The 20,253-nt window shown below is 63.0% G+C and carries 14 protein-coding genes; 8 read left to right on the forward strand and 6 right to left on the reverse strand.

Annotation, left to right across the window (positions count from 1 at the left end; all coding sequences use genetic code 11):
• Positions 1-2 precede the first annotated feature (2 nt).
• Positions 3-785 (reverse strand): SDR family NAD(P)-dependent oxidoreductase, encoded by a 783-nt coding sequence (locus SH412_RS04155; RefSeq protein ID WP_336522253.1) that lies wholly within the window; start codon positions 783-785, stop codon positions 3-5.
• Positions 786-1,046: 261 nt separating this feature from the next.
• The gene (locus tag SH412_RS04160) at positions 1,047-1,385 is read right to left on the reverse strand and encodes a HesB/IscA family protein (protein WP_336522254.1); all 339 of its coding nucleotides are present in this window, start codon (positions 1,383-1,385) and stop codon (positions 1,047-1,049) included.
• A 382-nt stretch (positions 1,386-1,767) separates the two neighbouring features.
• Between SH412_RS04160 and SH412_RS04165 the strand changes: the two genes are divergently transcribed.
• From SH412_RS04165 to SH412_RS04180, 4 genes are all read left to right on the forward strand, one after another.
• Entirely contained in the window at positions 1,768-2,916 is a 1,149-nt protein-coding gene (locus SH412_RS04165; RefSeq protein WP_336522255.1) for a hypothetical protein, read from the forward strand.
• Positions 2,917-3,002: 86 nt separating this feature from the next.
• Positions 3,003-4,211, forward strand: coding sequence for a PQQ-like beta-propeller repeat protein (locus SH412_RS04170; RefSeq protein ID WP_336522256.1), 1,209 nt, complete (start codon positions 3,003-3,005; stop codon positions 4,209-4,211).
• Positions 4,212-4,247: 36 nt separating this feature from the next.
• Entirely contained in the window at positions 4,248-4,658 is a 411-nt protein-coding gene (locus SH412_RS04175) for a fluoride efflux transporter FluC (protein ID WP_336522257.1), read from the forward strand.
• Between the two features lie 198 nt (positions 4,659-4,856).
• Positions 4,857-5,051 (forward strand): hypothetical protein, encoded by a 195-nt coding sequence (locus SH412_RS04180; RefSeq protein ID WP_336522258.1) that lies wholly within the window; start codon positions 4,857-4,859, stop codon positions 5,049-5,051.
• 72 nt (positions 5,052-5,123) lie between these two features.
• Here the strand turns inward: SH412_RS04180 and SH412_RS04185 are convergent, their stop codons facing one another.
• From SH412_RS04185 to SH412_RS04195, 3 genes are all read right to left on the reverse strand, one after another.
• Positions 5,124-6,596, reverse strand: coding sequence for a cryptochrome/DNA photolyase family protein (locus SH412_RS04185; protein ID WP_336522259.1), 1,473 nt, complete (start codon positions 6,594-6,596; stop codon positions 5,124-5,126).
• Positions 6,597-6,626: 30 nt separating this feature from the next.
• Positions 6,627-6,953 carry a VOC family protein gene (locus SH412_RS04190; RefSeq protein ID WP_336522260.1) on the reverse strand — a complete coding sequence of 109 codons (327 nt, stop codon included), beginning with the start codon at positions 6,951-6,953 and terminating at the stop codon, positions 6,627-6,629.
• Between the two features lie 64 nt (positions 6,954-7,017).
• A complete protein-coding gene (locus SH412_RS04195; RefSeq protein WP_336522261.1) occupies positions 7,018-8,031 on the reverse strand; it encodes a sigma-70 family RNA polymerase sigma factor in 1,014 nt (337 codons plus the stop codon).
• A gap of 240 nt (positions 8,032-8,271) precedes the next feature.
• Here SH412_RS04195 and SH412_RS04200 point away from each other — a divergent pair, with 240 nt between their 5' ends.
• The 4 genes from SH412_RS04200 to SH412_RS04215 all read left to right on the forward strand — a co-directional run bounded on the left by SH412_RS04200 (position 8,272) and on the right by SH412_RS04215 (position 19,340).
• Positions 8,272-9,219, forward strand: coding sequence for a MerR family transcriptional regulator (locus tag SH412_RS04200; protein ID WP_336522262.1), 948 nt, complete (start codon positions 8,272-8,274; stop codon positions 9,217-9,219).
• Positions 9,220-9,239: 20 nt separating this feature from the next.
• Positions 9,240-10,709 (forward strand): purple acid phosphatase family protein, encoded by a 1,470-nt coding sequence (locus tag SH412_RS04205; RefSeq protein WP_336522263.1) that lies wholly within the window; start codon positions 9,240-9,242, stop codon positions 10,707-10,709.
• Between the two features lie 340 nt (positions 10,710-11,049).
• On the forward strand, positions 11,050-14,529 hold the full coding sequence (locus tag SH412_RS04210) for a PVC-type heme-binding CxxCH protein (protein WP_336522264.1): 3,480 nt from the start codon (positions 11,050-11,052) through the stop codon (positions 14,527-14,529).
• 401 nt (positions 14,530-14,930) lie between these two features.
• Positions 14,931-19,340, forward strand: a complete 4,410-nt coding sequence (locus tag SH412_RS04215) for an inverse autotransporter beta domain-containing protein (protein ID WP_336522265.1) — start codon at positions 14,931-14,933, stop codon at positions 19,338-19,340.
• 101 nt (positions 19,341-19,441) lie between these two features.
• Here the strand turns inward: SH412_RS04215 and SH412_RS04220 are convergent, their stop codons facing one another.
• Positions 19,442-20,080 (reverse strand): gamma carbonic anhydrase family protein, encoded by a 639-nt coding sequence (locus SH412_RS04220; protein ID WP_336522266.1) that lies wholly within the window; start codon positions 20,078-20,080, stop codon positions 19,442-19,444.
• Positions 20,081-20,253 lie beyond the last annotated feature (173 nt).

Genomic DNA, 20,253 nt, shown 5'->3' on the forward strand with positions numbered 1-20,253 from the left:
TCCTACATCTTTCCTTCGCCCCGATTCGACCACCAGGGCAGGCTCACGCCGCCGTCGATCAGCAGCGTGCTGCCGGTCATATAATCTGCGTCGTCGCTCAGGACGTACGTGACCGCCTTGCCGATTTCCTCCGGCGTTCCCAGCCGCCCCCACGGCAGGGCCGCGCCTCCCTGCTGGATCTGATCTTCGCTGAAGAACTTCCGCTCGCCCGGCGTGTCGATCCAGCCGGGGTGCACGACATTCACGCGAATGCGGTGCGGCGCCAGTTCGATCGCCGCGGTGCGCGCCATGTGGTCGATCGCCGCCTTCGACATGTTGTAGGCCATCGCGGTGGGGATGGGGATCGTCGCATGCGGGGAGCTGACCACCACGATGCTGCCGCCGTGACCCTGCTTGACCATCTGGATCGACGACGCCCGCACGCCGTAGAACGCCCCCCACATCGTCACGTCGATCGTCCGCCGAAAGCCTTTCATATCCGCTTTGATCATCAGTTCGCGATCGCTGTAGACCGCGTTCGAGACGAACATGTCGAGCTTGCCGAAGGCGGCGACCGTCTCGGCGACCATCGCGTCGACCCGCTCCTGACTGGAGACGTCCCCCTGCAGCAGGAGCGCCTTGCGTCCGAGGCTTTCGACTTCCGCAGCGACCGCTTCGGCTTCGCCTTTCTGCGAGTGATAGTTGATGGCGACATCGGCCCCGCCACGGGCGAGTTCCAGGGCGACGGCCTTGCCGATCCCGCGGGAGGAACCGGTCACCAGAGCGCTGCGGCCAGCAAACTTCATGCTTTGCACCTGTCTGAAATTCTTGTGAACGACGCGAGTCTGTTACGGCCGCCGTACTCTACCGCAAATCGTACCGATTCGGCCAACGCAGAGAGTGGTCAGTGGTCAGTGGTCCGTCGTCAGTGGCAAGACCGAAGATGGCGGTTGCGTCTCGTTTTCTGGCTCTTGTCTCTCGACCCTCGACAGCCTAGCAACGAAACGAGCCCGACGGACTACGTCCGTCGGGCTCGGGAACTTCGTCAGGTTCTGCGTGAGGCAGAATCAGGCGGAGAAGCTGCTGCCGCAACCGCAGGACTTGACCGCATTCGGGTTATTGAAAGTAAACCCGCGACGTTCGAGGCCGTCGTAGAAATCGACGGTCGTCCCGTCGAGGTACAGAGCGCTCTTCTTGTCGACCGCAACCTTGATCCCGTGCTGCTCGGCGACGTGATCCTTGGCGGCGTCGATCCCGGTGCTGCTGTCAAAGCCCAGCGAGTAGGAAAACCCGCTGCATCCGCCGCTGGCAACGCCGATCCGCAGCACCATATCGTCGGTGAGATTCTGCTCGGCGATGACGCGCTTGATCTCGCCGGCGGCTTTTTCGGTCAGTGTGACAGACATTGCTTCCTATCTCCTCAACAGGCCGTGCGGACCCGACACGGATCGCAATTCACAGATTCGGCTGTCGAAATTATACGCAACTCCGGGATTCTGCAACAGGGGGAGCAGATCCTGAGAGAAATGATTTGCCAGGTTCGTCGCAGTCGCGCGCAAACATCTGAAGAATATATACTTACGAATAATCACCCGCCGGCAATCTTTCGAAGTGCCGGCTCACCGGCTTCCGCACGCCTCACCAGCAGGCCTCATCAACTCTTCACCGGGACAGGCGCTTGCAGGTCCGCCGGGACTGGCGTACGCTGCCCCGTGAACGGGAGGACCGCCGCGCCGAGGTCGCAGCCTTCCCGTGGGGAATTTCGAGCACTTCCGGAAGGAATTGTCGATGATGCGTTTCCGAGAGGGACTGGCTGCCGTCCTTGTGCTGGCCTGCGCCGCGACAGGAGTCCGAGCCGACGTTGCTGGGGCGATTGCATCCATCAAGGCCGTCGACCATGCCGGCAAAGGCCACAAAGCTGCGGTCGCTGCGGTCCAGGAATTGTCCAAGGCCCCTCCCGCCGAACTTCCGGTCATTCTCACGGCGATGACCGGCGCCAATCCTCTGGCTGCGAACTGGCTCGCCGGGGCCTTTGAGGCCATCGCCGATCGCGAGTTGAAACAGGGGGGCAAGCTCCCGGCGGATGCTCTGGAACAGTTCGTCCGTGATACGAAACAGGATGCTGCGGCCCGCCGTCTGGCCTACGAGTGGCTGCGGAAAGTCGATCCGGCGGTGGAAGACCGGCTGATCCCCGGCATGCTCAAGGATCCCGGCTCGGCGTTCCGCCGCGACGCCGTCCAGCGACTGATTACAGCCGCCGAGGCCAAGCTGGCCGCCGACGAAAAGGAGGCCGCGAAGGCGGGTTTTCAGGAGGCTCTGCAGGGGGCTACCGATGACGATCAGGTGAAGGCGATCGTCAAGCCGCTGAAGGAACTGGGGGTCGATGTCGATCTGCAGCAGCACTTTGGCTTTCTGACCCGCTGGAAGCTGATCGCTCCGTTCAACAACGTCGGGCTTGTCGGATTTGATACGGTCTATCCCCCCGAGAAAGAACTGAAGTTCGACGCGAAGTACGTCGGCAAGGAAGACAAAGATGTCGCCTGGACCGATCACGCCACGACCGACGAGTACGGCGTGGTCGACCTCGCGAAAGCTCTCTCCCCGTTCAAGGGAGCCGTTTCCTACGCCGCCACCGAGTTCAACGCGCCCCAGGCGGAAACGGTCGAGCTGCGGCTCGGCACGCCGAACGCCTGGAAACTCTGGGTCAACGGGGAACTGGCGTTTGCCCGCGACGAATATCACCGCGGGACCCGGCTCGACCAGTACAAGGTGCAGGTGCACCTGAAGCCGGGCCGGAATGTCATCCTGTTGAAGGTCTGCCAGAACGAGCAGACCGAGGACTGGGCTCAGGACTGGAAGTTCCAGATTCGCGTCAGCGACAGCTCGGGAGCCGCGATTCTGCCTGCCGGCGACAAAGTTTCGTTCCTCGAAAGGTGAGTGTTTCGAGTTTGAGATTTCGGATTTGTTACGGATTTCGTGCTTCGAATTTCGGATTTCTCTCCGCTCGCGCAGGAGCCCCGGATATGCGATTTCTCGCCTTCGGTTTGAGTCTCACTCTGGCGGTCTCGGCCGCCAATGCCGCTGACTGGCGTCAGTTCCGCGGCAGCGATACGACGGGCGTTGCCGACGGCAAGGCTCCGCCGACGTCGTGGGAAAACGGGGAAAACATCGCCTGGAAGCGGGAGCTGCCGGGGCGCGGACTGTCGACGCCAATTGTCGTCGGCGACAAGGTCTTCGTCACCGCCTGCACCGGCTACCTGCAGGACCGGCTCCACGTGCTGTGCTTCGACGACAAGTCGGGCGATCTGCTCTGGGAGCGGCAGTTCTGGGCGCTCGGTCGGTCGACCGGCCACCCGAAGATGAGCAACGCCACGCCGACGCCGGCCAGCGACGGCCAACGCGTTTTCGCATTCTACTCCAGCAACGACGTGATCTGCCTCGACCTCGACGGGAACCTGCAATGGTTTCGGGCGCTGACCTGGGATCATCCGAACGCCAGCAACAGCCTCGGCATGTCGTCATCGCCGATCGTCGTCGGCGACACGCTGGTCGTGCAGTTCGAAAACGACAGCGATTCGCTGGCGACCGGGCTGAATGTCGAGACCGGCGAATCGCGCTGGACGTCGCCCCGTCCCAAAAAAGCCAACTGGACGTCCCCGGTGGTGCTGCCCGGCAAGACGCGAGCTGATGACCTGGCGCTGCTCCAGTCCTCCGCCGGGCTGGCCGCTGTCAAACCGCTGACCGGCGAGGTCGTCTGGCAGTACACCGACGGCGCGAGCACGATTCCTTCATCCGTGGTCCATCACGGGTTGGTCTACATCCCTTCGAACGGGATTACGGCCATCCGCCCGCCCGTCGACAGCGCCAGCGTCGAACAGCTCTGGCGGGGTGAAAAACTTCGCCCCGGCACCGGCAGCCCTACGGTTTATCGCGATAAAATCTTTGTCATCAATTCCGCCGGCGTGCTGATCTGCGCCAGCCTCGAGAATGGCGAAGTCGCGTGGCAGACCCGGGTCGAAGGCCCCTTCAGCGCGACCCCCGTCGCGGCGGGCGACAATCTCTACCTGTTCAATGAACGCGGGCTCGGTCAGGTGGTCAGCATTGCGGGCGAGAAAGGGGAAGTCGTCGGCAAGGGCGATCTGGGCGAGACGATTCTCTGCACCCCCGCGGTCGCCAACGGAGCGATCTATACACGCAGCGACAATCACCTCTGGAAGATCGCCGCCCCGTGATTCCGTCCCCGATCCCTGCCATGTGAGACGGCGATTGTGCAGCCTCCGCTCGGATTTCTGCTGAATGTCGGAGCGGTGGCTGCTGGTGGAGCCATTGGCGCCAGCCTGCGGTTTCTGACCAGCGCCGCCCTCCACCGGGTGCTGCTGGTCTACCCCGGCGCGGCGACGCTGCTGGTCAATGTCGTCGGCAGCCTGCTGATCGGCCTCGTGCTGGGAGGGCTGCCGCCGGCCTGGCTGAGCGACAGGGTCCGGATGTTTCTGGTGACCGGAATCCTCGGAGGGCTGACGACGTTTTCGTCGCTGGCCTGGGAAACGGTTTCGATGTCGCAGACCCATTCGGAACGCTGGCTGGGGGTGGCCCACCTGGCCGCGAACCTGGTGCTCGGATTGGCGGCCGTGGTTGCAGGCGAGCTGATCGCCCGCGCGATCCGCGGCTCTGTGGCGTGAGAACTCGACGCCGAATCGGCCTGCCCGATTTGGAAGCAAGGCCGCCCGCGCGGCTGGCATCAGGTCCGCGATTCCGGCCTTCAGTCTCGCCGTAATGTGCTTCTTGCCAATCGGTTGCGGCATCGCCGAAGGCGCCGCCGCAGTCGCCGGCACAGGATTTCCTCTCCGTGGCTTCTCGCACTGGAGAGGGGACACGGAATGCGCGTCGGCGAAGTCTGTTGCTGGGTTGTGCTGGCTGCCTGGCTTCCCCCGGCGCTTGCCGCCGAGGTGACCGCTCCGATTCTGACTGAACGGCACCAGCAGGGCTGGCGGGTCGTCGAGACTCCCAATTTTCGCTGCTGGAGCCAACTTGGCTCGGCGGAGGCCCGCGAGCTTGCGAAGTCTGGCGAATAACGCTTCGCGATGCCTGGCTGACTGCCTCCCGCCGAACATCCCCGGAATCCGCACGACGCGTCATCTCTTCGCTCAAGGTCCGTAGCGATCCAGGTAGCCCTTTACAGGGAGCTTCCGGGCGGTGTTCTCCGAACTCATGTAGCGGATTTTGCCGAAAATCGGACGTTCCGGCCCCCAGGCCCGATCGTAGCGCCCGAAGACCCAGAAGATCCCGGAGTATGAGTTCGGATTCCGACCGTCGACGGCGTACTTGTTGTTGAGGTGAATCAGCGTCTCGACCGCCTCTTCCGGCGAGGCCGACCATTCGAGCACCTTTTTCCCCCACAGCATCCGCAGGTAGTTGTGCATTCGACCTTCTCGCACGAGCTGTCGCTGGGCGGCGTTCCACAACTCGTCGTGAGTTTCCGCTCCTTCCAGTTCGTCCGCCGAATAACGCCACGGTCGTGGATCGCCCGCGTGCTCCTGCAATGTCCGCCGCGCCCATTCGGGCAGCGATCCATACTGGTCGAAATCGCTGCGGTGGGAGCACATGTTGAAACCCAGCTCGCGCCAGGTGATCAGTTCGTCCAGGAACGATTCGGCCTCGGGACTCATCATCCACCAGCCCTCGCGGCTCCCCGACGCTTTGGCTGCCAGACGCTCGGGAGTCCAGTTCTCGCGCTGCGTGATCGCCACGAAAATCTCGTGAGCGCCGATGTGCCCGAAGTGCAGATAGGGCGACAACCCGCTCGCCGCCTCCTGATCGGGATCGTTTCGATGCTCCGCGTACCGATTCAGTCGTGACTCCAGAAACGTCCGCAGGACTTTTCGCCCGGCCGCTTCACCTCCTGGAAAGGCCGCAGGACCGACCGAGTGATCGATCGGAATGCCGGCCAAGGCGGCGGGATCGCCCCTCAGCAGCAAGTCATCAACGGTCGACAGTTCTCGAATCGACTGAGGCAAGAGGGATTCGGCGAATCGGGGCAGGTCCCGCCCCCGGAATGGATCGAACTTTGGGAACTGGCCGAGGTGCGCGGGCAGATTCTTCTGCAAGAACCGACGGAACGCGTAGGCCGTCGGAAACACCTGGTCCGTCCCGCGCATCGGAAACAGACCATTCCCGTCGACCGCTTCCATGCGGACCGGACAACGGGCCGCCCCGGCCTCCAGCATCTGCGGCAGAAAGTAACAGGGAAAGTCGTCCGCCACGACGACGCACGCTCGCCGCGTCAGCTCATCGAAGATGACTCGCGCCGCCCCGGGCATTCGTTCAACAGACGGCAGATACCCCGCACCGACCTCCTTGAGCCGCGCCTGCTGATCCCGCATTCCCTGCAGCACAAACGCATGAAACCGGTCGGAGTTCCAGCGCCCGCGGCAGCCGATCGGCTCGAACACCAGCAGCGGCTTCTGCAGAGCCTCGCACCAGTCGACCGCCCGCTGCAGCGCATAGTTCCCGTGCGTCCGTCGGGCCGTCGTCATCCAGTAAAGGACGTATTCGCCGTCCGATCGCGTCTGTCGCAGATTGGCCTGGCGGAGTCGCAGCTCCGGAACGGACGATTTCAACGACAGACCTCGCTCTCGGACTCCGACCGTTCAGGCCTGACCGCACGACTCGGGCGACATCAGCTCAACCACGTTGCCTGACGGATCGCTGATGTAGATCGACTCCGTGCCGTCCCGGTGCCGCTTCAATGTGCCGTACTTGTGCGCCGCAGGGGTCACGAATCCGATGTGCGGCGGATGCTGCTCCGGCAGGACCAGCGCCAGGCTGACATTTCCAAACTTCAGCATCGCCCAGGTCGCGTCCTGGTAAGTGATCTCGCAACGGAACGTCTCGCGATACCACTCCGCCGCCTCGGCAATGTTCTGCACGGAGATCGCAATGTGATGCAGCGAATCCAGCGACGATGACGAGTCCATGATCGATCTCCTGCGAGGGTGCCGAAGGCCCCGGCGACCGCAGCGGCAAGTCGCCCGGCGCCGCTTACACTTCCAGCATACTCGGTTCGAGATTCATTGAGGACTGCAGCTCGCCCGCCAGTTCCCGCAGCTTGCCGATCGCCCGGATCTGCAGTTGCCGGACCCGCTCTTTGCAGATCCCCAGTTCCCGGGCCAGCACCTGCAGCGTCGGCGCGACTTCGCCCGTCTCCAGACTGTAGCGGGCCTTCAGAATTGTTATCTCCCGTTCGCTCAGGCGATCTCGCATCCGCTCAACCAGCGCCTCGAACAGCACCAGATCCGCCGGCCCCGCCTGATCGGCGTCCGGCTCCGGCTGCGGCGCGGTCTGGATCAGTTCGGGGGCGGCGAATGTCAGCCGAGCCCGCTCCTTCTGCCGCCGATCCATCCGGCGGAAGAACGTCCGGCGGATCGCGTGCGTCGCGTAGGTGCTGAACCGGAACCCCCGACTGTAGTCGAACTTTTCCACCGCCTGTACCAGCGTCAGATTCCCGTCGCTCACCAGATCGTCGAAGCCATGCTCCGCGTCGGCGTATTTTCGCGCGTTGGCGACGACCAGCCGCAGATTCGCCTGCACGATCTGATTCCGGACCAGCGCCGCATCGGCCAGCAATTGCTCGATGCGTTCAATCTTCGCTCGAGACGGACGGCTCGCTTTGAGCGAGGCCTGCTCCCGGCGCGCCAGCCATTTGAGAAAGTTGTACTTCCGGAAGAGCTGCCGCTCGCGGACCGGAGTCAGCAGCGGCGTCCGATAGAGAGACGCCAGATAGGCGGGAATTCCCTCTGGAACCGTCGTCGACTTTCGGCCGCTGTCGAGCGATTCCTCCAGATCGATCGTCTGAACGGCCTCCGCATCAAGCTGGCCGAACTCCGCGCTGGGAATGAACTGAATCTCGCGATCCAGCAGTCGTTCGGCCCGTTCGCGCAGGTTCCGGGTTGTCGGCTCGACTTCAACCGCCATCGCGTCGGGCAGACTCTCGCGTGCGGCATTCGGTAACGAAACCACTGCCTGACGTCGAAAGTGAGAAGTGGTAGCGACCATCGGCACAGCTCCGAAAAGTGAGACTCTGCGGCCATTGATTCGTTCAAATCGTGCACGAGCGTTATACGGCAGTGCCCACCAAAAGCACAAGTGAAATTCGTCCAAATCATTCATTTCGCCATCCAATCCGGTGGCCGGCCCTGGAACCGCGGCATTGAAAGCCGCGGCTGAACTTCTTAACGTCTTACTCCGCAGAGAGTTATGAATCACTTTAAATCGCAGCCTGCGACGAGGCTTCCCGTGTCTCTCCCCGAATTCGTGTCTCCGAAGCAGCTTGCCCGCGCCATCGGGGTCAGCGAATCTTCGGTGAAGCGCTGGTGCGATCAGGGACTGCTGGAAACGGGACGGACCGCCGGCGGCCATCGGCGTCTGCAGCTTCCGCAGGTGCTGGATTTCCTCCGGGCGAGGCAATTCGCCGTCGTCGATCCCACCGTCCTGGGGCTGCCCGCCGCCTGCGGCCAGGGAGAACGCACCGCCGACCGGGCGCGCGAACGCCTGCTCGCCGCACTGATTGAGGGCGATGACCTGCGATCGCGCCAGATTCTGTTTGACCTTTATCTTGCGGGACGCAGCATTCTGGAACTCTGCGACGCCCTTCTCACTCCAGTGCTCCACGAAATTGGCGCACGATGGGATTGCGGCTCGCTCGCGGTCTATCAGGAACGCCGCGCCTGCGAGGCGGTCATCCGCGTTCTGCATGAGCTTCGCCTGTTGCTGACCGAGCCTCTCCCCGGCGCCCCGACGGCCATCGGCGGAACCGGACCGGACGACTTTTACTCCGTCCCGACGACAATGGTCGAACTGATACTCCGGGCCGGCGGATGGCGGGCCAATTCGCTGGGCAGCGGGCTGCCCTTCGACACGCTCGTGCAGGCGATCGAGCATGTTCGACCGCAGCTCTTCTGGCTGAGCGTGACTCACCTGGGGCCGGCGGACCGTTTCCTCGAGGGCTTCACGCGCCTGTCGAACGCCGCGGCGGCACTCAAGATCCCATTCGTCGTCGGCGGTCAGGCGCTTTCCGAGGAAATTCGCAGCCGCCTGCGATTCACCGCATTCTGCGATACGCTGGGGCACCTCGACGCAACGTCCCGGGCATTGCGAGAAACGCTCGGGCTCGCGAAAATGTCTATGGAGCACAGCGCACCGGCAGGTGCCCGACCCATCGCACTGCCGGACGGATTGTCGTGACGGAAGACAAGGATGTCCCCATGAATCGGTCTCCGGACGACTCGCCCCGCCGTTCGCCATTTCGAACGCGACTCATCGCTGGACTGCTGGCAATTGGCCTGCTGGTCCTTGTCGCGGGAATCAGCCTCTATCGGTCCAGCACCCAGGCCCACCCCTCCGCCGAAACGGCGATGGCCGATTCCGAGCCTGCCAGAGTCGCCGACGAAGATCTGCATCGACCAACGCGTCTTCCGGACCGGGTGATTCTGACATTTGCAGGCGATCCCGCCCGGACGGCAGCAGTCAACTGGCGAACCGACCTCTCTGTTTCGCGGGGAGTCGCCCAGATTGCCGTGGCGGGCGACAACCGGGAGTTCCAGGACGCCGCTCGACAGATCGCGGCGCGCACGGAGCCCTTCACAAGCCGGATCAACGAGGCCCACTTCCACTCCGTCGTCTTTGAGGACTTGTCCCCCGGAACCCGCTACGCCTATCGCGTGGGCGACGGACAGAACTGGACCGAATGGTTTCACTTCAGCACCGCTTCGACGAACGTCGAGCCCTTCACGTTTTTGTACTTCGGCGATGCGCAGACTGAATTGAAGCCCCTCTGGTCGCGAGTCGTCCGCGAAGCCTTCACGAACGCACCCAAAGCCCGGTTTCTGCTCCACGCCGGCGACCTCGTCAACGATCCCAACGGAGATGCCCAGTGGGGAGAATGGTTCCAGGCGGGAGGCTGGCTGAATGCCATGACCCCCAACGTGATGACTCCCGGCAACCACGAGTACCACAAAGTCGGCCTGTTCAAAACACTCGAACTGACGCCCCACTGGCGCCCGCAGTTCACGTTGCCGGAAAACGGTCCAGCGGAGCTGGCCGAGACCGTCTACACGTTCGACTATCAGGGGGTCCGGTTCATCTCGCTGAACTCGAACGAACGCCAGCAGGAGCAGGTCCCCTGGCTGGAGCACGTCCTCGCCACACGTCCGCAGCGCTGGACGATCATTACGTTTCACCACCCCATTTACTCGGCTTCCGGCATCCGAACCGAATCGGAGCTGGAACGCAACGCGCTGCTGCGCAACTTGTGGCAGCCGGTCTTCGACCGACATCGGGTCGATCTCGTCCTCCAGGGGCACGATCACACGTATGCCCGCTCCGGCCTGGTGTCAGGCGGAGAACAGCCGGTGACGGAGAAAAACATTCCCGAAGGAGTCACTGCCCGGAGCCCGACGTCCGGAACGGTCTACGTCGTCTCCGTGAGCGGGCCGAAGATGTACGAACTGCCGGATTCCGCCAGCACGGAGTTCGAACGTGTCGCCGAGAACACTCAGCTCTTTCAGATCATCACCATTGATGGCGGCCGGTTGATCTACGAAGCCCGCACCGCCACGGGACTCCCCTACGACGGCTTCGTTCTGGAAAAGCAGTCCCATGGACCGAACCGGCTGATCGAGCAGATCCCCGCAACTCCAGCGCGTCTCCGCCCCCGAGCGGGGAATGGCGAGTAGCCAGACGGGAAAGGGGGCTGATCGTGTATCGCTTGTCGCTGATCGCCAGGCCGGAGAATCCAGCCCTCCCGGTCTTCTCTGGCTCTCGACTCTGGACTCTCGTCTCTCGACTTCCTTCAGCGCTTCTCTTCCTGGCGTCTTTGCGTTCCGTTTTGTGCCTTTGCGTGAAATCTTCGGTCTTCCGCCTTCTCTGCGGCCTCTGCATCTCTGCGCGAAATCTTTCGAATCTGGATTCGCCCCGGCGAACTTGATCCGCTTGTGTTCGCGGAACATGATCGTCATTTCCGGGCCGTTGCGCCCCGACGATCACAGCTCCGAGTCCGACAGCGAAAGTTCCTCAATGATGCAGCTCCCCGGCCGTTTCGCGCAACGGCAGTTCGCCCGCCTGATCGCCTCATCGCTATTTCTCGTGCTGCCGTCTGCCGCCTTCGCCCAGCGGGAACTGAAAGACATTCCCGTCCCCGATCCGGTCGAGGAACTTCGCACGTTCGAGGTGGCCGAGGGGTTTGAAGTCAACCTGTTTGCCGCCGACCCGCTGCTCCACAAGCCGATCCAGATCAATTTCGATCCCCAGGGACGACTCTGGATCGCCGCCTCGGAGGTCTATCCCCAGATCGCCCCGGGGCAGAAAGCCAACGACAAGATCGTGGTCCTCGAAGACGCCGACGGCGACGGCGTGGCTGACAAAACGACGGTCTTCGCCGATGGACTGCTGATCCCCACTGGAGTCGAGCCCGGCGACGGCGGCGCCTACGTTGCCAACAGCACCGAGCTGCTGCATCTCACCGATACCGACGGCGACGGCAAAGCCGACAAGTCGCGCATCGTCCTCTCGGGCTTCGGCACTGAAGACACGCACCACATCATTCACACGTTCCGCTGGGGTCCAGAGGGACTGTTCTACTTCAACCAGTCGATCTACATCCACAGCCACGTCGAGACGCCCTACGGAGTCCGACGTCTGAATGCCGGGGGCATCTGGCAGTTCCGTCCGGAAACGCTGCAGCTCGACGTTCTCGCACGCGGATGGGTCAATACCTGGGGCCACGCTTTCGATCGCTGGGGCCAGTCCTTCGTCACCGACGGCGCCGGCGGCGAAGGCATCAACTACCTGGTGCCGGGAGCCGCTTACCCGACGGCATTCGGCGTCGCCCGAGTTCTGCACGGACTCAATCCAGGCAGCCCGAAGTACTGCGGCCTCGAAATGGTCGACGGGAGGCACCTGCCGGACGACTGGCAGGGAAACCTGATCACGCACGACTTCCGCGGACACCGCGTCTGCCGGTTTGTCCTGCAGGAAGACGGGGCCGGATTCGCCGCCCGGCAGCAGCCCGATCTCATCCAGACCAAGCACGTCGCGTTCCGGCCGATCGACGTCAAGCAGGGGCCGGACGGAGCCATCTACATCGCCGACTGGTACAACCCGATCATCCAGCACGGCGAAGTCGACTTCCGCGATCCGCGCCGCGACCACGTTCATGGCCGAATCTGGCGTGTGACGGCCAAGGGGCGTCCGCTCGTCAAACGCCCGGAGCTCGTCAAGGCGACGACAGGGCAGTTGCTGGAATCGTTGAAATCGCCGGAGACTTACACGCGCCAGCATGCCAAGCGAGTTCTGAAGGAACGCGGTCGCGACGAAGTCCTGCCGGCTCTGACGAAGTGGGCCGCGGCGCTCGACCCCAACGATCCTGAATTCGAGCATCTGCGCCTCGAAGCTCTCTGGATGTACCAGTCCATCGACGTCGTGCAGCCCGAACTGCTGGCGGCAGTGCTGGAGTCGCCCGATCACCGGGCGCGGGCGGCCGCCATGCGCGTCGTTCCCCACTGGCAGAACCGACTGCCGAACGTCCGCCCGTGGCTGGAACGCGGTGTGGCCGATGTGCATCAGAGGGTCCGGATGGAAGCGGTGCGGGCGCTGGCGACACGATCGGAACCGGACACCGCCGAAGTCGCGCTGCGCGTCGTCGACCATCCGATGGACCAGTTTCTGGAATATGCCTTGTGGCAGACGGTCCGTGAACAGAAGTCGGTGTGGCTGCCGCGGCTTCTCGGTGGACAATTCCAGGATGGGGGCAATCCCGCCCGGATCCTGTACGCCATCCGAGCCGCCGAAGCCTCCGAGGCGGTCCCTGTCCTGTTGCAGATGTGGCAGGCTGGTAAAACGGCCTCCGTTCAAGAGCCGGAGGTACTGGACATCGCCGCTTCGCTCGGCGGACCCGCGGAACTGCGAACCGTGTTTGACCTCGCTTTGAAATCCGAAACGGCCCCCGATCGAGCGGCCTCGCTCCTGCGGACGCTCGCCGAAGCCCGCCGGCGACGCAATGTCCAGCCCGCCGGCGACCTCTCCGGACTCGCCGCGCTCCTCAAGACCAAGAACGCTGATCTACAGTCCGCTGCGGCAACCACCATCGGTGTCTGGGGGCTGAAAAGTCTCCTCGCCCCCCTCAAAGAATTGGCGCGAGACGCAACCGCCGGTGAACCAGTCCGCCGCGCGGCAATTCGCGGACTTGCCGGCTTGAACGATGCTGCTGTCGTCGCGGCGCTCGTCGATCTGGTCAACCCCGACCAGCCCGAGGGCGTCCAGGCCGAGGCCGTGATGAGTCTGGCCGGGCAAGCTCCGGCCCAGGCCGCCGAACTGGCGATTCAATGGCTCGCACGCTCGCGCAGCGCCGAAGAGCAGGCGCGGGTCGTCACGGCGTTCCTGCAGCAGAAGGGGGCTGTCGAACAGCTCGTCAGCAAACTCAACGGGCAGAAACTGCCGGAAGACGCCGCCAAGATCGCTCTGCGAACGGTCACCGGCGGTGGCAAACCGCAGCCGGAACTGGTCGAAGCCCTGAACAAGGCCGCTGGCCTGACCGGCAGCCCGAAGGTGCTCTCCGCAGAAGAAATGGCTGCTCTAGTCGCCGAGGTCAAAGAAAAGGGCGATCCGGCGCGGGGGGAGGCCCTGTTCCGTCGAACCGAGCTCGCTTGCCTCAAGTGCCACGCCATCGGCGGAGCGGGGGGCAAGGTCGGCCCGGACCTGGTCAGCATCGGAGCGAGCGCCCAGGACGACTACCTCGTCGATTCGATGCTGCAGCCGAACAAGCAGGTCAAAGAGGGCTACAACACGATCGTCGTCACGACCGACGAAGGCAAAGTCTTCTCGGGCGTGAAGGTGCGGCAGTCGGACACCGACCTGATTCTGCGCGACGCGGAAGATAAAGAAGTCTCGGTGCCGCTCAACTCGATCGACGAACAGGCCAACGGGACGTCCCTGATGCCGGCCGGTCTGATCGATCGCCTGACCAGGGCCGAACTGGTGGACTTGGTGCGGTTCCTGTCGGAACTGGGCAAGGTCGGTCCGTACGCCGTTGGAAACGCCCGCGTCGCCCGCCGCTGGGAAGTGCTGCAGCCGACCCCGGAAGCCTTCACCCGGCTCTACCGGACCAGTGATACGCAATTGGTCTCGGACGACACGGGGCTCGCGTGGAACGCGGCCTGCACGACCGTTTCCGGCGGTCTGCCGATCGGGGAACAGCCTGCGTTCGACATGCAGCAGCGGCTGGCCGAGGGGGCGCGATCGATTTCGTTCGCCCGCTGCCGGCTGCTGACCTCCACGGCGGGGAAGACGCGGCTGGTGCTGAACGGCGCCGAGGGTCTGCAGATCTGGTTGAACGGCAAACCGCTGACTCCGAATGCGACGTTGACCGTCGACCTGCCCGCTGGCGAATCCGTGCTCACCTTCTGCGTGGAACGGGGGCTGAGATCAAAGCCGCTGCGCGTGGAACTGCAGGATGTCGCCGGTTCGTCCGCGCAGGTTCAGTTTGCGGCAGGAAAGTGACGCCTCCGTTTCACGACCGTGAAACAGTGTGTTGAAATCTGGAATGGGACGCGACGGAGTTTGCTCTGTCGCGTCCCATTCCCTTTTGATATGGGGCGAACTGCGCCGAATGGGGCGCCGCTGCGTCCTCGCATTCAATCCAGTTTTCCCAGATTCACGCGGGTCTTGGCGTCGGCGGTCGGCGGTCGCGAATCGCAGGTCTTGCCGAACCTGTGAACCTGTAGCGATTTTTCCTGAACTGCAGGTTGTAGCGAAGGAAACGTTCAACTTCGGAGTCCGAATCTTCCGAACAAACAGGACAACCGGCATAAGCAGAAAAGTCGGCAGTCTCGGTTCGTAGAAACCGGCGCGACTTCCAAGCAAACGACACGGGGTCATTCGGCAGATCGCTGGAGCATCCGATGAAACTCTCGATCAAGCGGTGTCTGTTCAGCTTCGTCATGAGCACGGCGCTGGCAGGCACAGTCAGGGCGCAAAGCGAGTCGGCGGAAGGGGTAGTCCGACTCGGCAGCGATGCGTCCTCGGCAGCGGCTTCAGCCCCACAGGCCGATCCGGCCATGGAAGGCTACGCGACGCCCTACGCGTCTCCCTACGGGGCCGCATCGTCCCAGTACGGACCGCCGCCGAACTTCGGGATGACCGAGGTTGACCGGGTCTTCCGGATGCGCGGGCGGGTCGACGTCCGCGGCGGACACCTCTACGGCTACAACGAGGGATATACCAACGCGGGTATCTTCGCTCCCCTGGCGCTCGCGGATGAGAACTCCCTCATTTTCGCCGACGTCCGGGCTCTGGTGACGAATCAGGGGAAGGGGGGCGCCAATGTCGGCGTGGGCCTCCGTCACTACGAAGAAGGCCTGGACCGCGTCTTCGGTGCGTCCGTCTGGTACGACTACGACAACGGTCACGTGGAGTCGTACAACCAGATCGGGATCAGCCTCGAATCGCTCGGACGCTTCTGGGACTGGCGCGTCAACGGCTACATCCCGGTCGGCCAGGACAAGCACAGCCTTGGCGTCGCCTACCCGAGCAGCTTCTTCATCGAACACAATATCTGGCTGAATCAGATCACCACCTGGGAACAGTCCTATCACGGCTTCGATACCGAAGTCGGCGGCCCATTCCCGGTGCTGGGGCGATACGGCCTCAACGGCTACGTCGGCTTCTACTACTTCACGGGAGCCAACAGCTCCGACTTCACCGGCGTCAGCGGCCGTATTCAGGCCCAGTTGAACGAGGATCTGTCGCTTGGCGTAACGGTTACGGACGACCACACCTTCGGCACCAACACCCAGATTCAGGTCGTGGCAACGCTGCCGGATGGCACTCCCAATCGCTGGCTCCGGCCGCTGCGAGTCTACGACCGGCTGTTCCAGCCCGTGCAGAGAAACTACCGCGCAATTGTCAATACGATCTACGACACCGATCAGATCATTGCGATCAATCCGAAGGACGGGCTGCCGTACTTCGTCGATCACATCGATCCGAACAAACTCGTCGACGGAAACGGCACCGTCGATAACCCGTACAGCTCGATCGCGAGTTACACCGCCAACGAAGCCGACAAACCCAGCGTTGACATCATCTACGTCCATCCGAGGCTCGACGGCAGTTCGGCCAATCTCGATACCGGCATCACGCTGCTGACGGGGCAGCGACTGCTCAGCACCAGCGTGCAGCACACCTTCATGACGCCCGAAGGAACGATGCAGCTCGCCGGGTATGTTCCAGGCGACCTCCCGGTGCTGACCAATCCCACCGGCGACGTCGTCGTGTTCGCCGACGGAGCGAACTGCCTCGAAGTGTCCGGGTTCACGATCACCGGAAGCACCGGCTTCAACGGGATTTCCGGCACGAACAACAGCTTCGTGATGATCAATCGCAATACGATTCAGGGAGGCGACAACGGCGTCCTGCTGACCAACCTGTCCGGCACGTTTGCCGCCGGGATGGAAAGCACATTCAACGACAACATCTTCAGCGGCAACGACGTCGACGGCCTCGCCGTGATCAACGACGGCGCGGCGGACCTGGATGTCGTCGTCGTCGACAACGTCGCTTCCAACAACGGACGGGACGGAATCCGGCTGGTCGCGGACAACGGATCTGTCCTGTCGGGGCTAATTGACGGCAACACTGCCAGCGGCAACACCGTAGCCGGCATTCACCTGATTTCCGACAGCGGCACGTTGAACTTCAATGACCCGCTCGATCCTGACAGCCCCCGGCAGATCAGCAACAACACGCTGCAGAACAACACTGGCGACGGACTGAGAGTCGACGTCTCCGGCACTGCAAGTTCTGATCTTTTGATCACCGATAATACGGCAACCGGAAACCAGAATGGAATCCACATCACCCGGACCGATTCTGCGGCCCTGAATGTGGATCTGCGTGGCAATACAACCGGCAGCAACACTGCGGCTGGTGTCGCCGTCGACATCGGCGGCGCCGCGGCGCCAACCGTCACGATCAGCACTCAGGACACGCTGTACGAGAACAATGTCGGCGACGGATTGCAGATCAACGGGTTTGATGACGCCGTGGTCGACTTCACCAGCACGCGGGACATCTTCCGCGGCAATGGCGGGAACGGCCTGTCCGTCACTTCGGACGACGACTCCGTTGTGAATGTCTCGTTCACCAACGCGACTGGTCAGCAGAATACAAACGGAGCTGCTTTCCTGTCGGATGGCGATTCGACACTCAACGTCACGATTGCGACCGACCCGCTGGATCCGAATTTCGTCGGTACATCGGTGTTCGAATCGAACGCCCAGAACGGCGTGCAGGTGACCAGCAGGCTGCGGTCGCTGCTGAACTTCGATGTCTCAGACACCGTATTCCGGAACAACGCGGGAGACGGCCTGAACTTCAATCGGATCGATGCTTCGAATCTGATCGCGGTCGTGGCGGATTCGGAATTCACCGGGAACACCAGCGACGGTCTGGAGTTCAGCTTCTCGGGCAGCAATATCAACGATCCGAGCCAGCCGCTGCCGCTGAATTCTCCCAATCGGCTGACTGTCGCCCGGTCGATCTTCGACTCCAACGGCCAGAACGGCATGAACTTCCAGGGAACCGGCGACGCCACCCTGGTTGCCAATGTCAGCCTGTCGGAATTCACCAACAACACGCAGAACGGCGTCCTCGCGACGACGTTCGCCGGGTCCAGTTTTGGCAGCTCGCTGATTCCGGAATTCTCGGTCTTCGACGGCATACTCGCGACAGATAACGGCCAGGACGGCATGCACTTCAATGTGTTTGATAACGTCGGCGTCGGATCGACACAACGCGTGACGATCCAGAGCACCCTGGGCGAGACGCTGATCGCCGACAACGGCGGTGACGGCATTCAGTTCGACGTCGGCACCATCGTGGGCGGCGGATTCCAGAGTGGTGCAGCCAACGGCGTTCTCAACGTCCTCGGCGTCAATACGACGATCACCGCCAACGCCGGCAACGGCATCAACTCGATCGTTCAGGACGATAATCAGTTCGACTTCGGCACCGATCAGGGGACGATCACCGTGCAGAACGCCACGATCGGCGGTCCGACGGCGGCCGATGGCAACGGCGGCGACGGTATCCATATGGAGGTCTCGACTCGGACCAGCGCCATCGATTCGGGCATCGGTACGGTCAACCTGATCGGGGCGACGATTCAGCACAACGTCGGCGACGGCGTGGAGCTGTTCGTGCGGGACAACGCCGAGGGGCACATCAATTCGTCCGCCGGCACGCTGATCGCCGACAACGGCGGAAACGGGCTGAACTTTGGCGCCGACGGCAACAATTACGACGGCGGCGGCTGGTTGACGATCAACGCGAACATCGTCAACTCGTCGATTGTCCGCAACACGCTCAACGGCGTAAGCATCGATCTGGAGGGACGGGCCGGCGCCGCTGGTCTTGCGAACGCCTTCGATCCGAACGTGTTCGTGTTCGACGGCAACCTGATCGCTCAGAACGGCCTGGACGGAATCTTCTACAACGGCAACGCCGGCCTGCAGCGGCGGTTCGGCAGCGACGGAACGCTGAACGACTTCATCAAAGTCCGGGTCCTGTTGCCGCAGCCGACCTCGCCCGTGGCGACGCCGTTCGACGGAACTCAGATGTTCCTGCAGTCCGCTTTCGCCGCATCGATCGGCAACACGGGGACTGCGATTCCCGACGTTTTCACCAGCGACTTCATGAATCTGACGACCGACCAGAATACGCAGATGACGATTACCAACAACACCATTCAGTTTAACGGCCAGAGCAATGCGACCGGCGACGGCGTCCGCCTGCGGGTCAGCACCGACAGTTACCTCGGTGTCGACGTCGGCGGGGCGAACGGTTCCGGCAACGGCAACACCTTTACCGGCAACCTGCTATCGGATTTCCGGACGGAATCGTTCCTGGCGATCGACGCGGCCACTGGCAACGTCGTCCCGAAGACGCCGTCGGTGGCGAACGGCAGTCCGACGCCGGACGACATTTACCTGGATGACACGGCCCAGATGGACTTGCGGTTCTTTAATAACACGGGCGACAACATCAACGCCGTGCCGAACGTCTTCCCCCGCGGCGCCATCTATCCGAACGAATTCCTGATGGGCGGAAACTTCCTGAGGCCGGTGCAACTGTTCCAACTCGACGGCGGGCCGAGCGTCAACGCGAGCAACTCCTTCACGAATACGCCTTCTGTGACGACCGAATTCGCCAACGGCGACTTCCACATCCGGACGGGGACGTCGCTCACCTTCCCGAACAACAACTTCCCACGGAACTTCAACACCAGCCCGGGTAACCCGTTCCTGCCGTAAACCGGCCGGTCTGAATGCCTGATCGAATTCCTGCCCCGCCGTCCGGAACAGTTCCGGACGGCGGGGGTTTTGTTGGGTTGTCAGTTGTCAGTTGTCAGTTGTCAGTTGGTGGTTGGTGGTTGGTGGTTGGTGGTTGGTGGTTGGTGGTTGGTGGTTGGTGGTTGGTGGTTGGTGGTTGGTGGTTGGTGGATTTGGGCGGCGCGGTGGGCGATGGCGTTGTTGACGTAGTGCTGCCAGTTTCGCTCGAGCCGGAGCTGCTGGTCGGGGGACAGCTCCCGCATCTGCCGGGCGGGGCAGCCGGCCCAGAGCGTGCCGGGGGGAATGACCGTGCCTTCGAGGACCACCGCTCCGGCCGCGACTAGAGCCCCCGCACCGACGACGCAGCGGCTGAGGACCGTCGCCGCGATGCCGATCAGGGCGCCGTCTTCCACGACGGAGCCATGCACAATGGCCCGGTGCCCGACCGTGACCCGGTCTCCCAGGATGCAGGGATAGCCGGGATCGACGTGCAGGATGGCTCCGTCCTGGAGATTGGTGTCGGCGCCGATTTCGATCCGCTCGTGATCGCCGCGAACGATGCACCCGAACCAGATGGAGCTGCGGGAACCGACGCGGACCCGGCCGTACAGGACTGCCCCGGGGGCGATCCAGGCCGTAGAATCGATGACGGGGGTGTCGCAGATCGCCTGCCAGTCGACTCCGGCGTCGGGGAAGGGGATTTCCGGGGGTTGATCGGGCATTTTTCGTCCTGCGGGTCGTGGATTCTGCGAAACATCAAGGCGGGTCAGGGGTTTCGTCGATGAAGACGGTGGCGGAAGCACCTCGGGGAGCGGTCTGCGGATTGCTGCGGGGAGGTGATTCTCGTGGATTCGTCGGCGTAATCGACTTACGCTCGCCCTCGATTCTGTGGAAG

It is taken from the genome of Planctellipticum variicoloris, from assembly GCF_030622045.1.
Lineage (GTDB): Bacteria > Planctomycetota > Planctomycetia > Planctomycetales > Planctomycetaceae > Planctellipticum > Planctellipticum variicoloris.

Bases quoted from the DNA above. Each gene is read 5' to 3' on its own strand.
- SH412_RS04210 (WP_336522264.1), top strand. From the start codon at position 11,050: ATGATGCAGCTCCCCGGCCGTTTCGCGCAACGGCAGTTCGCCCGCCTG.
- SH412_RS04165 (WP_336522255.1), top strand. From the start codon at position 1,768: ATGATGCGTTTCCGAGAGGGACTGGCTGCCGTCCTTGTGCTGGCCTGC.
- SH412_RS04215 (WP_336522265.1), top strand. From the start codon at position 14,931: ATGAAACTCTCGATCAAGCGGTGTCTGTTCAGCTTCGTCATGAGCACG.
- SH412_RS04155 (WP_336522253.1), bottom strand. From the start codon at position 785: ATGAAGTTTGCTGGCCGCAGCGCTCTGGTGACCGGTTCCTCCCGCGGG.
- SH412_RS04160 (WP_336522254.1), bottom strand. From the start codon at position 1,385: ATGTCTGTCACACTGACCGAAAAAGCCGCCGGCGAGATCAAGCGCGTC.
- SH412_RS04220 (WP_336522266.1), bottom strand. From the start codon at position 20,080: ATGCCCGATCAACCCCCGGAAATCCCCTTCCCCGACGCCGGAGTCGAC.
- SH412_RS04180 (WP_336522258.1), top strand. From the start codon at position 4,857: ATGCGCGTCGGCGAAGTCTGTTGCTGGGTTGTGCTGGCTGCCTGGCTT.
- SH412_RS04195 (WP_336522261.1), bottom strand. From the start codon at position 8,031: ATGGTCGCTACCACTTCTCACTTTCGACGTCAGGCAGTGGTTTCGTTA.
- SH412_RS04205 (WP_336522263.1), top strand. From the start codon at position 9,240: ATGAATCGGTCTCCGGACGACTCGCCCCGCCGTTCGCCATTTCGAACG.
- SH412_RS04170 (WP_336522256.1), top strand. From the start codon at position 3,003: ATGCGATTTCTCGCCTTCGGTTTGAGTCTCACTCTGGCGGTCTCGGCC.
- SH412_RS04190 (WP_336522260.1), bottom strand. From the start codon at position 6,953: ATGGACTCGTCATCGTCGCTGGATTCGCTGCATCACATTGCGATCTCC.